The following is a 12,927-nucleotide window of genomic DNA, read 5'->3' on the forward strand; positions in this document are numbered from 1 at the left end:
CTCAACGTCTGAGACCTGGGGAACAGGTTGGTTGCCGCGACAACGCCGAATTCCGTGACCCTGCAATCATATTCCCAAGTGCAACTTCGGCTTCCAGAAGGGGCGGAACAACTCAATCTTGGGACAGCGGTTCATCACCACTTTCAAGCCCGCTTCCTCCGCCAACTGGGCGGCAGCGTCATCGCGCACCCCAATCTGACCCCACAGAACCTTGGCATTGATTGCGATGGCCTCCTGCGCAACTTCCAACAGATCTTCGGAGCGGCGAAAAACCTCGACCATATCCACAGGCCGGTCGATGGCCGCTAGTGACGCGTACACCTTAAGCCCTCGAATTTCATCCAGACCGGGACTGGGGTTGACCGGGATCATGTCATAGCCGATTTCGTGCAGCACCCTGAGTACACCATAGGAAAACTTGGTTTTATCGGGGCTGGCCCCTACCATCGCGATGGTTTTGACCGATTTCAGAATTTCTTGCAGATAAGCCTCCGAATAGGGCTCATCATGATTCATATGGGTCATTTCTTTGCTTCCAACGGGGTCGCAATATCGGCTTTCAATTCATGAGCGGCCAGCGGGTCAAGGAACGGGTTGCGATAGAGCTTGTCGTGGCTCTCAACGCCGACCTCCAGCGTGCAGTCGCTCATAGGGCGGGCGACGCAGAGGATTATATAGCCATTGTTGATCTGGCGGTTGTTCAGCGCCCGTTGCGCTTTCTGATCGACTTTGCCGCTGATTATTTTGGCCGCACAGGTTATGCAGCCGCCATACTTGCACCCATACGGCAGATCCACGCCCTGCTCGCGCAAGCTTTGCAAGAGGGGCTTGCGGTGATCGACGTCAAAGGCCGCACCGCCTTGATTGGCGAGAGTGATGGTGAAGCTGGTCATACCCAGATGTCACTCGTGCAATCACCGCCGGGATAACGGGTTTCGTGGCAGCGGCTTGGTCCGTTTGGTTCCTTGCCAAAATCAACAACAAATAGCGGATCAATTTCCATGCCGCCGTTTTCCGTATCGCAATTGACCATCAGCATGCATCCGCCATTGGTGCGGATTTCCGGATAGAACTGATTATCCCAGGTCGAGAAGAGTGAGGTCGTCACATAAAGGCGCTTGCCGTCGAGGCTGAGCTGTATCATCTGAGGCCCGCCAGTCACTCTCACGCCATTGACCTCAGGCGCACGGCCGAGAAGTCCGCCCATCCACACTTGTCCAGTAAGCTTGGCATTGTGAGGGTCCGAGATGTCATACTGACGGATGTCGCCATGCAACCAGTTGCACAGATAGAGGTATCTATCGTCCATACTGAGCAGAATGACTGAGATCACACCCGGTATTGGGATCGGCCATTCGGGATGCGGCTCATTGTCGACATCGACAATTTTTTCCCATTGCCAATCACCCGCCGCATCCTTCCACCAATGGATGATATTTGCAGAAAGGGCCGCGCCGACAAAGCCGTGACTGCTGTCGGGATTATGATGGAATCGCACTTCCAGCGGGATTAAGCCATCTTCACCGAGATAGAATGTTTGCTTTGGCTCCTTCTTTTCAAAATCCCAGAAATGGATCTCTCGGCCATATTTCAGATGGCCAACCTCTTCCAGGTCAAAACCAGGCATGAAGGTATTGGGCGCGGCCCACTCCGAGCTGACCATTACGTTGTGTCGCGGCTGGTACCAGAAATCATAACCAAACTTGATACTGCCCATGGAGTTTTCCCAACGGCCGACAATCTCGAACTCCTTGCTGAGCTGCAAATAGCCGCCAGGGGCATTGCCTTGAGCGTCGCCAAGCATGGAAACGATGATTTCCGAGCCGAGGCAATGCACCGTGTGCGGTGCCGACAAGTTGGTCCTGGTTTTGATTTCAGCGCCATCTATGACCTTGAATAGGGTCGGATTGCGGGGATCGGTACCGCAATCGACAATATGCAGATTGGACGAGCGCACACCTGGCACAATCAGATATTTCCGCTCCATGCTCGCATCGCCATGGCACGACGAACAGGCATTCCAGCCCGAGTGATGAAGCTCATCGCCAATACCCGGCATTTGCAAACGTGAAATCACTTGGCTGTAGGTCGAACTCTCCGGATCGACGTCAATGGTACACAAATAGTCCGGCTTCTGAATGCCCGTGCCGGTGTAGATGGCAATCGTATAGAGCAGCTTTTCGCGAGGTGCCCTCATCGCCTCGGCTGGAGAAGCATAGCCCGGTCCACAGCAATGATTGGTCATGGGTACTTCCCCAATTTGAACAGATCACTGGCCAGCCCCAACGGGGTCAAGCTGGAATGTTAGTGCATGCTGGGCATTGGCGCTACGGCCGGAGTGGCTGGTGAAGTGCGCACGTGACATACAACTCGGCGACAGGGCGCCCATGGGACCGCCCAACGCCAGCTTCTTATCCCGACGGAACATTGGCGGAGCGATCGGAGATCGGATAAAACTGGGCACAGGCGATCGGTGTCCCAAATGAAGGGCCTACTGGAGATCAAGGTGCTTGGCCAACTGGTTGTCCTGCGGGACGCCCGGGAGATCGCGCTGCCGCCGTCGAAGAAAACCCGCGCCCTGCTCGCCTATCTGGCTGTGACGAACCGGAGGCAGCGGCGCGACCATCTGTGCCAGATGTTCTGGGAAATCCCGGACGATCCGAGGGCTTCGCTGCGATGGAGCCTCTCGAAGCTCAGGCACATCATCGACGACGATGGTGACTTTCTCAGGACCGATCGGGACAGCGTGCTTTTCGATACCTCCGGTCTCGACGTCGATCTGCTTGGCGTCGCCCACATGACCGCCGGCGATGTGCGCTCCCTCGACACCGAGCGGCTGGAGACGGCGGCTGCCTTGTTCCGGGGGCGGTTCCTCGAGGATCTGGAACTGCCGCGCTGCCCGGTGTTCGAGGCGTGGCGCACATTCCATGGCGACGCCCTGGATCGCACCCGGTTAATGATCCTGCAGGCGCTTGTCGAGCGGCTGCGCTCGGACCCTGAGCGGGCGCTTTCGCACGCGGAGACACTGCAGTCCCTCGATCCGGCCAACAAGCAGATCGCCTTGGAGGTTCGATCGCTGGCAGCTGCGGCCAGGGAGCGCGCGGTGCAACCGCCACCGGCGCGCGAGGAGCACCAGGCGTTGGCCGAAGGCCCCGTGCCGTGCATCCAGCTTTCCCAGGAGATACACTATTGCAGCAGCCCGGACGGTGTCCGGATCGCCTATGCGGTTTCGGGCAGCGGCCCGCCGCTGCTTCGCGCGGCGCACTGGATGTCGCATCTGCAATATGAATGGGAAAGCCCGGTGTGGCGACACTGGATCTATTCGCTTTCGACCGGGAATACCCTGATCCGGTACGATGAGCGCGGCAATGGCCTCTCCGACTGGAACGTCGGCGACGTCTCCTTCGACGCCATGGTCACTGATCTGGAAAGCGTCGCCGACGCAAGTGGCCTCGACAGGTTCCCGCTGCTCGGCGTCTCGCAAAGCTGCGCCATATCGATCGCCTATGTCGTCCGTCACCCCAAGCGCGTGTCGCGCCTGATCCTCTATGGCGGCTATGCAAGGGGCCGGCGAAAGCGTGGGGACAGCCACCAACTCGACGCGCATGAAGCGATGACCACCCTGATCCGCGAGGGTTGGGGCAAGGACAATTCGGCGTTCCGCCAGCTGTTCACCGAGGCATTCATTCCGGGTGCCAGCCGCGAGCAGATGGCCTGGTTCAACGATCTCCAGAGGCAGACCACATCGCCACTCAACGCCAGCCTGCTTCACACCACTTTCGGCGACATAGACGTTTCGGCGATGCTGGGGGACGTCGACGTTCCGACCCTGGTGCTGCATGCCAGGAACGATGCCGTGGTCCCCTTCGAGGAAGGCAAGCTGCTCGCGGCCGGCATACCGGGAGCGCGCTTCGTCGACCTCAACAGCGCGAACCATATCCTGCTCGGCGACGAGCCGGCCTTCGCCGATTTTCTGCGGGAAGTCAGCTCCTTCATGGCTTACCCGGAGTGAGGGAACCGCCGGCCCGCGCTACCGCAGCCTTGAATTCCTACGCTCATTTCAACGCCCGCAACAACACCCCCTCTAACGCCAGGCGGCGACTGTCGGCGCCAGTCAGGCAAAAGGAGGACCCGAGATGAAGATCCATACAGTGATCGGCGGAGGCGGCGTGAAGCTGCATGTGCACGAATGGGGCAAGGCCGATGCTCCAGCCATCCTCTTCATCCATGGATGGTCGCAAAATCACCTGTGCTGGAAGAAGCAGTATGAGAGCCGCCTGGCGGAAAGCTTTCGCCTCGTCGCCTTCGACCTTCGCGGCCACGGCATGTCGGAAGCGCCTGAGGCACAGGAGCAGTATACGGAGCCGAAGCCATGGGCGGATGATATCGCTGCGATCATCGACCAACTCCGGCTCGACCGACCGGTTCTCGTTGGCTGGTCCTATGCAGGCTTCATCATCTGCGACTACCTGCGCGCATACGGTCAGGACGCGATTGCCGGCATCAACTTCGTGGGTGCGGCGGTCACGCTCGACCGCGCGGTGTTCGGGGTCCTGATCGGCCCGGGTTTTCTCGACCACGTGCCCGGTGCGACGGCGGACGACCTTCCCTCCAACATCCAGGCGATGCGCGAATTCGTGCAGGGCTGCACCGCGCGGCCACTGCCGAGGGACGAATATGAGGTCGCGCTGTGCTGGAACATCATCGTTCCGGCAAGGGTGCGGGCCGCGCTCGTCACCCGCGCGATCAATTCCGACGACGTTCTGGCCACACTGCGCAAACCTGTGCTGATGACCCACGGCGGCGGCGATACGGTGGTTCTGCCGGCAATGGGCGAGCGCATCCTTCAGATATGCCTCACAAGCCGCGCTTCTTGGTATTCCGAAGTCGGACACGCCCCCTTCATCGAAGACGCCTCCCGCTTCAATCGCGAGCTCGCCGACTTCGTGCGGAGCGCGAGGACATCATATGTCGATGAGGATACGAGCCATCGAATGGCTCTTGCCGGAGTGAGTTGACAGGCTGGCGTGACAGCGCATCTTGCCGTTCAGCACGCGCTGCGCCGCTGCCGTGCTGATCCCGGCGCGGCGGGGCGCCTGCCAGCTACTGCGCACCCGATGTCCATTCGGGCAGCGGCGCAAGGCTGCGGTTGAACTGCTTCCACCACATGGACTCATCAATTTCGCAGCAGGCGCGAAGCATGGCGTGCGCCTTCTCGAAAGCCTGGGAGGCGAGATCGTCGAACGTCATACGCGCGTCGTACGGCACGGACACGACCAGTTCCTGACCGGTCTGTGTGCCGCCTTCGTCGACCTGAAGATAAAGCCAAACGACGAATTGCGCGCCTTGGCCGCTCGCGTCCGCATTGCCGATCTTGATGCGGTCGATACCTGCTGCAGTGACGTTCATGCGGGGACCCCTTCATTGGTTGGATTTGCAGTGAATCCCAGAAGTCCGCAGCAATCAGAAAGGTTCCGGAACCATTGTCGCTATGGTGAAGTATTGATGAAGAGGTGGTTGGGCAGCCTCTCGCATGGGTTGGTGAACCATCCAGAAACCAGGGCTGGGTCGCAAAGAGGTCTCCTTCGCGCCAATTGACGACCTATCTGGCGCTTCTCCAGAGCCGGCGTTCGCGAAACCCGCTTAGGAAGGTGTCTCCTATAGCGGTCGAGCACTATGCCAAGTCACCTTAGCTTATGGATACTTTGGCTTATGGATACTTTGGCGCGGCCGGAGGGGACAGCTGCGATGAGACTGGTGGAGTTTCTCGGTACCGATGATTTACTGAGGGAAATGAATGTCTGCTTCTGGGCGCAACGTGCTCGTTCTGGCTGCTGAGCCGAACGGCAACTTTTCCCACCCGTCTCGGCCATTGGCGGCAGGGCGCTGATTGCGTTTTGACCCTTGTTCCATCCCGATGGAATCGGGATGGGGCCCTATCTCTTGTTTGAACATGATCTCCAGCGAAAACCGGATTCCACGTTTCGCGATCACGCGCTTGATCGGCTCTACCGATCAACCATCGCCATGCCGCGCTGGCCATAGCGCGGGCCGGAGATTTTTCCCGGCGCCAGCGCGTCGTCGAGCGCGGCCATTTCGGCGGCATCGAGCTGTATCGCGGCGGCGGCGATATTCTCCTCCAGATATTTTCTCCGCTTGGTGCCGGGGATCGGCACGATATCGACGGCGAAACCGGTGCCCTTGTGCAGCAGCCAGGCCAGCGCGACCTGGCCGGGCTTGACGCCCTTGGCCGCCGCGATGTCGCGCACCTTGGCCGCCGCCTCGACATTGGCGTCGTAGTTTTCGCCCTGGTAGCGGGGGTCGTTGCGGCGGTAATCGCCCTCGGGATAGTCCTCCGCGCGCTTGACCTCGCCGGTGAGGAAACCGCGGCCAAGCGGCGAGAACGGCACCAGGCCGATGCCGAGTTCGCTGAGCAGCGGGATGATCTCCGGTTCCAGATTGCGCTCCCACAGCGAATACTCGCTCTGCACCGCCGACACCGGATAGACGGCATGCGCCCGGCGGATGTTGGCCGCACCCGCCTCGGACAGGCCGAAGAACCGCACCTTGCCTTGGGCCACCAGCTCGCCGACCGTACCGGCGACATCCTCGATCGGCACCGCCGGGTCGACGCGGTGCTGGTAGAGCAGGTCGATATGGTCGGTGGCGAGCCGCTTCAGCGAGGCCTCCACGACCGTGCGGATATGCTCGGGCCGGCTGTCGGTACCGTCGAGCTGCTTGCCGTTTTCGATGCGGAAGCCGAATTTGGTGGCGATGGTCACCTGGTCGCGCTTGCCCTTCAAGGCCCGGCCGAGCAGTGCCTCGTTGGTGTGAGGGCCATAGACCTCGGCGGTGTCGAGGAAGGTGCAGCCGAGTTCGATGGCGCGGTGCAGCGTGGCGATGGATTCGGCCTCATCGGCCGGACCGTAGGACTGGCTCATGCCCATGCAGCCGAGGCCGATGGCCGAGACTTGCAGCCCCTGGCTGCCGAGCTTGCGGGTTTTCAGGGTCATGGCTGGCGTTCTCCGGTGGGGATCACCAGACTATAGCAGCCGCCCGCTCAATTCCCACAGCCGTTCGGCCGCGTCGCGATAAACGGCATAGGCTGGCGAGAGCGGCCGGAAATGGGACTCACATGTTCGAGGCGACGTCGCGGGAAGACAGTGGCTTGGGCTTGTGGGCTGGGCGCTGGTTTGCCTTGTGTTCGGCTGGGCGCTGCCTTGTCTTGTGTTCGGCGGCGCGGGGATTGGCTTTGACAGTGGTCACGGTCTTGGGGATCACGGTCTTGGGATTCAGGGTCTGGGGCGCTTGTGCCTTGCGGCGTTTGAGCCAGCTCAAAGACAGTTCGGCAAGGAGACTGCGCAGACCTTTCACAACGTCCTCCGCCTGTTGGGCGACGGGATAATTTCCGAGGGCCGGACTTGTTCCGCCCGCAAAAAACGTTCCAGGGGTCGGGCTTCGGTCGGGCGGCGCATGCGACCTAAGTCCGATCGCAAAACGCAATGGTCTTGCCAATGGCGCGCCTCGGAACAGCCAGCTCTCACGGTCGTTGTCCGCTTTAGATTTGCTGGAGGAAGCTATGGATAGGAGTGTTGGCCAAGCGCGCTGGTTGCTCGCACCGATCTTCGCGGTGGCCATCACCTTTCTGGTGATTGGGATTACCCTCGGCTGACCCTCCAAGATCGACCTCGACCTCTGCTCATCGGCGCAGCTATGTCCCTTCCTGCGTTGATAGGGTTCGCTCGCCGCTCCTATGAGGCGGGCGAACCCTCAAGTCTCAGTAAGACCTCAAGTCTCAGTAAGACCTCAAGTCTCAGTAAGAATAGTAGGTCAGGGTAACATAGACTATCGGCGCAGCGATCAAGCAAATCGCCATTCCGATAACCAACGCAATGGCCAGGCGCTCTGTGCGCCTGACAATGTCAGCGATTTTGTCGTCGTCAGGCGAGGGGATGAGGTCAAGGACGGAAAGAACCTCCGGAACACGAGCATTGTTGTCATTTGCGGGTCGGCTTTCGTCATCATGCGTGCTCGGTCTCTGGATATAGGTCACTGTTCGCCTCGCTTTGGGGGAAACGCCACGCCGCCGCTGCGGGGACGCTAGATCTGGTGCCCCGCGATGGGGGAATGGTGGACACTCGGTTGGTCGCCGACGAAAGGGCTCGTGCTCGGCGCGCGGTTCTAACGCGTCGGCCAGGCATAGGTTGCCCGCTAGGACTTCAGTCGTACCACCCCCGGACCTTAGTCTCACCGGCGGAACGCAATGCTGCGGGGCTCGTTGCTGATCCGTGATGGCAGTCAAAACCCCAGCTGCCAAGTGACGCAACAAAGAAAGATTTGCCATGAAAAAATATCTTGTCAGCGCAGCCGCAGGCTTCGCGCTCGTCGCTGGAATTTGTGCTTCCTTTGCGGAAGACGTCGTCGTTCTCAAGCCGGAACAGCAGACGGTGGTTCGCGAATACATCCACAAACAGAAGCTCGCATCAGTCAGCCTGCTTGGTGTCGAACTCAACATCGGCACCGCTCTTCCGGACACGGTCGAACTTCACGCAATCGACGTGCCCGACGTCAGGTACAAGTATACGGTTGTCGGAGATCATGCAGTTCTCGTGGATCCGGATACACGCAAGGTCGTGCAGATCGTCGAGTAAATCTTTTGTAGCAGCCGAGCCCGCTTCCCGATCTATTTCGGGAGGCGGGCGGTTCATGGCTTTCATACGGATTGATCTCGGTTGCCGTGCTGGAACTTCTTTTCCGTGGCCTGCTTCGCCCGCTTCCTTTTCGTCGCTGCCGACTTTCTTTCCCGGTCCCCCGGTTTCTATGTGATGCTCATAGCCATGGTACTTTGCACTGCGCTTGTGCCGCGGCATACCGCGCTGCAGGATTTCCAGGAGGAATGAACAATGAGCCCCACTGATCCGCCAACAGAGCGACGCTCTCATGCACGGGGGATTGTTCTGAAGGATGCGACCATCATCACGGAAGATGCCAACATCAGTTGCTCCATCAGAAATCAGCACGCTCACGGCGCGGAGTTACGGGTGGAGCCAGGCGTAACAATTCCCGACCGTTTCGTCCTTCACGTGCCTGCGGATGACGCCAGCTATCGTGCCGTGGTGCGGTGGAGAAGGAACGAGCGGCTTGGCGTGCAGATTTATTGATACCTGTCCGCACATGGACCGACTTCGAGCCAAACCCCATTCCTGACTCGCAGAAAATAGATGGCTCCAATGAAGCCTATGGCTGGGTGCCGTTTGGTTTCCAGTCCTTTGCGGTGCCGTCCAGCGCCATCCTGATATCGTCTGGACTGTCGATGCCGCTGCTGAAAAGAGCGATCAGGCGCCGCGCCAAATGCTCGCGCGCCGGGTGCGCGCCTTCAATCCCGGCTTGCTCGCAATAATCGTCCAAAATCCTGGTGAGTGCCGCCAACTGTATTTCGTCAGCCGTGCCACGTAAGGTCATCGCGCGTACCTCCCTCAAGGGCGAAAGCGTGATCGACTCTTTCAAACGCTCGTTGCCGTTGAAGACCGAGCGACGATAGGACAGTACGCTTCCGACAATCGGTTGGCGAGTCATTCCGCGGGGGAACTCAATCCAAATGGTCGCGTTAGCGGCCTAAGGATTGTTTCGATGACTGACGAACAGGACAGAACACCCAGCGTGCCCGACAACTCTGTCGTTCGGCGCCTGGTTAAAGAGGCGCATATCACAGAAGAGCAGGCTCGCGAGCTTATCGCTTTTTTGGGATACGATTGGCCTTCGCTTATCCGGGAGGCCCGCTTTCTAACCCGAAAACGCTAGCCGCCCGTTCACCGGGTCTGTCAAATATATAGTCGCCCATCCGTTTCATCAGCGAGCCCGCCGTCACATGGCCGACGGGCTTCAACCGTCCCCAGAATCGTTCCGACGGCGGGTCTCTTTGCCTCGCTGCATCTCGGGGAAGGGACGCTAATGCCAGTAGCGGCCAGCTCAGTAACCGGTGGTAGCTAGGGCTGGTCGGGTCGGGAATGCGCAATCCCTGATATGCGAGCGGCAAGCGCATCCAATCCGTTGTCATAGATCTGCGTCAGCACGCCTTCTGCGGCGTTGGCTCGCTGGGATGTGCAAGCAGCGGGCCGCCGGCTGACAGGCCGGACCCGACTGCTCGCGACCCTACAGGATGTTGGTCGTCACTTCGACGACGATCGCGGCACCTTCCGGCGTGCCATTCGTCACATGCACGACACGCGATACCCGCAGATCCTGCGCATTTCCGTTGATCGACAGGGAAACGCTTTCGCCGATCCGGCGAACCGCCTGGAAAACGGCATCGGTGGCTTCCGGCCGGTTGTCGATCGAGATGCGGCAGCAGGATGGCTGGAGGTGAAACTTAATGGCGCCCGAAACTTATTGACGCTTGAGTTCGTATAGAGCAGCAGTTGCTCCATTCTACGGGAGCAACAGGCTCGCTGGGGAGGGCGTTGGGGCTGCCCCGGCGAGCTGCGTCATCATCGATGATGGCCAGGCTGGCCAAGGGTTTCCGGCGCTGCCCCTTTTCATTTCGTATCGCGTGGCACGAAATAGCTCGTCACGGTGCCTTGCCCGATGCCTCGCTTGACCACGACCGTCGTGTATTCCGCCGGTAGCGAAGCGGTGACGTTCGGGTCAATTGACTTGCACCTTCCGACGATTTCGCCATTGGGAGAGCTCGCCAGCCTTTGCGCCAGTGAAGCCCGGCACTGATCAAGCGATGTGTACATTGTTGGCGCCATATCGATGGGCTTGCATACGGAAGCCTCTCCCGGGCTGCACGAAAGCAAAAGCATCACTGCCGCGGTTGCCGGATCCACTCCCTGAGCTCCCATGCTGGACGAGACTCAACGCGGAAGTGCGACCTTGGTTTCGCTGTCGCTAAAAAACCGATCCGCATTGCCCAACCCGGCGAGCTTTTGTGGTGTTGCCCGCGGCCTCAGAGAGCGCTGGGACGCGCGAGGCACTTCGGCGGCGAGCTGCCAGTTCAGCTTGTGTGGTCCAGTAGTCTGGTGGTGATATCACGGCTATGTTCGGTGTTGGTGCGATCGATGCCTTCCACGGTGATCGCGTACATCCCGTTTTCGATCCTTGCTATCCAGCCTTTTGCTTTTAGATACCAGAGATGAAACTCCAGATGTTCACGCGGGCAGCCTGCCAGGCGTTCGAGTTCCGAATCGCCAATGCCAGGATTGTTCACGTCTTGTCGGCGTTTGACATAAAGGAGCGAGAGCAGTTTGGCCTGAATGACGACATCCCGTTCGATGCCTTTGGTGTTGCTGGCTTCCTCGGTCAACTCGCGGCGAACGTTCAAATGATCTTTGTACTGAATGTCGTACTGCGCGCGCTTGACCGGATCTTTGAGCGTATTATGGGCATCTATGATTTCACTGAAGCGGGATTCGTCGCCGGTATCCCGGTTATCGGGATGGTAGCGCATGGCAAAATAACGAAATATCCGTTCTATCGTTTCCGAGTTGGCGTTCGGGCTGATTTCCAGAAGTTCGTAGTAGTCAATGAACAATTCGGTGCTCCCACGACATCGCCATCAGGCAATGCATTGGTCTAATACGACAAAGGGCCTGGCCGCGAAAGAGTTGCGATCACAGGCCCTTGTCGTCGGGTTCGTTCGAAGAGTGCGCCTGTTGCCGCACAGTCGCAAGCTGGACCATGGTCCGTGGACCTAAGGTCGTAAATCCGGCGCCGTCAAATGCCAGGCATAACCAGTCACCGGCAGCGCGAGCCCTAAGATAGATGCCGCGATCGCCAACTAACCGCGCGGTCTGGCTTTCGGCCCTGGCCTGCTTTCCGATGGGTTTGCGGCCAATCTGGCGGATCGCCTGTCTCTTAGCCACAGGGATATCTTTTTTCTTGCCAGCAGCTCATCGCGATCGCCATCCGCACTCCGCTTCGCAGCAATCGCATAGTCGGCTCGGTTCGTTCGATAGTCGTCTTTTTGCACAGACATCGCTTCCTCCTTCGCGGGCGTTTTCGCCCTCCTCTGGCCCGCGGAGGAGCTACTAACTGCCGGTGCAAGGCGCGAGTCTACCAATTGGGGATTGTATTAAAATGATACAGTTCGCAGTCGCGCCTGCCTCTCGTTGTTTTCGATAGTGCCCGCTTCGCTCTGGGCCTGCTACAATCCCATATGGCCGTCCGAATAGCTGTTGTCCTGGCACTCCTTTTCGCCTTCGCCTACGGATTCGCAAAACTCGTTGACCGTTATGGCAGTGTTGGCGATGCTCCCTCTCCGTGTGCGGAATGGTCAAATCCTGATTGCTCAAACCGGAACGCCGCGCCGGCGCAGTAGCGATGTTTCGCACATCGCTTCCTCGATGATCTCAGGTCGTGCCTCAGTTAAAATTTGCGGAAACGCCTAATTCCTTGCCCGACTTGTGCAAAGGCCTATGCTCAGAGGACAGGATAGGAGGCATCATGGCCAAGCTGACGAACGCTGCTGATATGGCCGGGACCGTTGGTGTTGATCCGACGGCATTTCGGCAGGCATTGCGAAACGCGAAGTTCCCTTGGCACAAGCGCAATGCTGATTGGATTGTTGAGCTTGATAGCGCGGAGCACTCGTCAATGCGGACCGTGCTTGTAACTCTCCTGAAGCGGAAGAAGCCCGATGCCGACCGGACCTAAAGGCCAGAGGCGCTCGCCGACGTGATCGGCAACGCCGTCCGCGTCATGCGCATTGCCACCGGCGAGGATGACTAGGCGATTGATTTGGCTGGTTCCCGCTCATGGGCTCGAACCACGATTCACGCCTTCAAAGGGCGCTGTCTATCCTGCCAACCCGTTCAGGGTCATTCATATAAGTACCAGAAAATAAAGGATTTTGCTGCTAGTCGTTCGCTATTGTTCATCTAGGTGCGCGGGTATATATTTGACGCATATTAGACGACTTTGGAGGCT

The 12,927-nt window shown here is 59.0% G+C and carries 17 protein-coding genes; 7 read left to right on the forward strand and 10 right to left on the reverse strand.

Features of this window, described 5'->3' with window-relative positions; all coding sequences use genetic code 11:
* Nucleotides 1–66: 66 nt before the first annotated feature.
* The 3 genes from B5V02_RS07360 to B5V02_RS07370 are packed head-to-tail and all read right to left on the reverse strand — an operon-like array spanning nucleotide 67 to nucleotide 2,245.
* Nucleotides 67–516 (reverse strand): CoA-binding protein, encoded by a 450-nt coding sequence (locus B5V02_RS07360; protein WP_208647058.1) that lies wholly within the window; start codon nucleotides 514–516, stop codon nucleotides 67–69.
* Nucleotides 517–521: 5 nt separating this feature from the next.
* Nucleotides 522–893, reverse strand: coding sequence for a 2Fe-2S iron-sulfur cluster-binding protein (locus B5V02_RS07365; protein WP_111543472.1), 372 nt, complete (start codon nucleotides 891–893; stop codon nucleotides 522–524).
* Nucleotides 890–2,245, reverse strand: coding sequence for a selenium-binding family protein (locus B5V02_RS07370; protein ID WP_111543473.1), 1,356 nt, complete (start codon nucleotides 2,243–2,245; stop codon nucleotides 890–892). The genes B5V02_RS07365 and B5V02_RS07370 overlap by 4 nt, the downstream gene beginning before the upstream one ends.
* A gap of 237 nt (nucleotides 2,246–2,482) precedes the next feature.
* Here B5V02_RS07370 and B5V02_RS41455 point away from each other — a divergent pair, with 237 nt between their 5' ends.
* Both B5V02_RS41455 and B5V02_RS07380 read left to right on the forward strand, forming a co-directional pair.
* The gene (locus B5V02_RS41455; RefSeq protein ID WP_245445752.1) at nucleotides 2,483–4,012 is read left to right on the forward strand and encodes a bifunctional AfsR/SARP family transcriptional regulator/alpha/beta hydrolase; all 1,530 of its coding nucleotides are present in this window, start codon (nucleotides 2,483–2,485) and stop codon (nucleotides 4,010–4,012) included.
* 124 nt (nucleotides 4,013–4,136) lie between these two features.
* Nucleotides 4,137–5,018 carry an alpha/beta fold hydrolase gene (locus tag B5V02_RS07380; RefSeq protein ID WP_111543474.1) on the forward strand — a complete coding sequence of 294 codons (882 nt, stop codon included), beginning with the start codon at nucleotides 4,137–4,139 and terminating at the stop codon, nucleotides 5,016–5,018.
* 85 nt (nucleotides 5,019–5,103) lie between these two features.
* Here the strand turns inward: B5V02_RS07380 and B5V02_RS07385 are convergent, their stop codons facing one another.
* The 4 genes from B5V02_RS07385 to B5V02_RS07400 form a co-directional block, all read right to left on the reverse strand.
* On the reverse strand, nucleotides 5,104–5,409 hold the full coding sequence (locus tag B5V02_RS07385) for a hypothetical protein (protein ID WP_111543475.1): 306 nt from the start codon (nucleotides 5,407–5,409) through the stop codon (nucleotides 5,104–5,106).
* 599 nt (nucleotides 5,410–6,008) lie between these two features.
* A complete protein-coding gene (locus B5V02_RS07390; RefSeq protein WP_111543476.1) occupies nucleotides 6,009–7,013 on the reverse strand; it encodes an aldo/keto reductase in 1,005 nt (334 codons plus the stop codon).
* 118 nt (nucleotides 7,014–7,131) lie between these two features.
* Complete coding sequence (locus tag B5V02_RS41065; protein WP_208647047.1) at nucleotides 7,132–7,638, reverse strand: hypothetical protein; 507 nt, start codon at nucleotides 7,636–7,638, stop codon at nucleotides 7,132–7,134.
* Nucleotides 7,639–7,813: 175 nt separating this feature from the next.
* Complete coding sequence (locus B5V02_RS07400) at nucleotides 7,814–8,053, reverse strand: hypothetical protein (protein ID WP_111543477.1); 240 nt, start codon at nucleotides 8,051–8,053, stop codon at nucleotides 7,814–7,816.
* Nucleotides 8,054–8,342: 289 nt separating this feature from the next.
* On the opposite strand from B5V02_RS07400, the gene B5V02_RS07405 reads away from it, so the two are divergent.
* The gene (locus B5V02_RS07405; protein ID WP_111543478.1) at nucleotides 8,343–8,651 is read left to right on the forward strand and encodes a DUF1236 domain-containing protein; all 309 of its coding nucleotides are present in this window, start codon (nucleotides 8,343–8,345) and stop codon (nucleotides 8,649–8,651) included.
* Between the two features lie 252 nt (nucleotides 8,652–8,903).
* The gene (locus tag B5V02_RS07410; protein WP_111543479.1) at nucleotides 8,904–9,161 is read left to right on the forward strand and encodes a PilZ domain-containing protein; all 258 of its coding nucleotides are present in this window, start codon (nucleotides 8,904–8,906) and stop codon (nucleotides 9,159–9,161) included.
* Nucleotides 9,162–9,237: 76 nt separating this feature from the next.
* On the opposite strand, the gene B5V02_RS07415 is transcribed toward B5V02_RS07410, so the two are convergent.
* On the reverse strand, nucleotides 9,238–9,576 hold the full coding sequence (locus B5V02_RS07415) for a hypothetical protein (protein WP_245445754.1): 339 nt from the start codon (nucleotides 9,574–9,576) through the stop codon (nucleotides 9,238–9,240).
* A 54-nt stretch (nucleotides 9,577–9,630) separates the two neighbouring features.
* Between B5V02_RS07415 and B5V02_RS40465 the strand changes: the two genes are divergently transcribed.
* Entirely contained in the window at nucleotides 9,631–9,801 is a 171-nt protein-coding gene (locus B5V02_RS40465; protein ID WP_167458392.1) for a hypothetical protein, read from the forward strand.
* 300 nt (nucleotides 9,802–10,101) lie between these two features.
* Nucleotides 10,102–10,410 (forward strand): hypothetical protein, encoded by a 309-nt coding sequence (locus tag B5V02_RS41070; protein ID WP_208647048.1) that lies wholly within the window; start codon nucleotides 10,102–10,104, stop codon nucleotides 10,408–10,410.
* Nucleotides 10,411–10,535: 125 nt separating this feature from the next.
* Here B5V02_RS41070 and B5V02_RS07425 read toward each other — a convergent pair whose 3' ends face one another.
* Entirely contained in the window at nucleotides 10,536–10,739 is a 204-nt protein-coding gene (locus tag B5V02_RS07425) for a hypothetical protein (protein ID WP_245445756.1), read from the reverse strand.
* A 257-nt stretch (nucleotides 10,740–10,996) separates the two neighbouring features.
* A complete protein-coding gene (locus tag B5V02_RS07430; protein ID WP_111543480.1) occupies nucleotides 10,997–11,533 on the reverse strand; it encodes a J domain-containing protein in 537 nt (178 codons plus the stop codon).
* Between the two features lie 911 nt (nucleotides 11,534–12,444).
* On the opposite strand from B5V02_RS07430, the gene B5V02_RS07440 reads away from it, so the two are divergent.
* Entirely contained in the window at nucleotides 12,445–12,654 is a 210-nt protein-coding gene (locus B5V02_RS07440; RefSeq protein WP_146606022.1) for a hypothetical protein, read from the forward strand.
* The last annotated feature ends 273 nt before the right edge of the window (nucleotides 12,655–12,927 follow it).

It is taken from the genome of Mesorhizobium kowhaii, from assembly GCF_003253745.1.
Taxonomy (GTDB): Bacteria; Pseudomonadota; Alphaproteobacteria; order Rhizobiales; family Rhizobiaceae; genus Mesorhizobium; species Mesorhizobium kowhaii.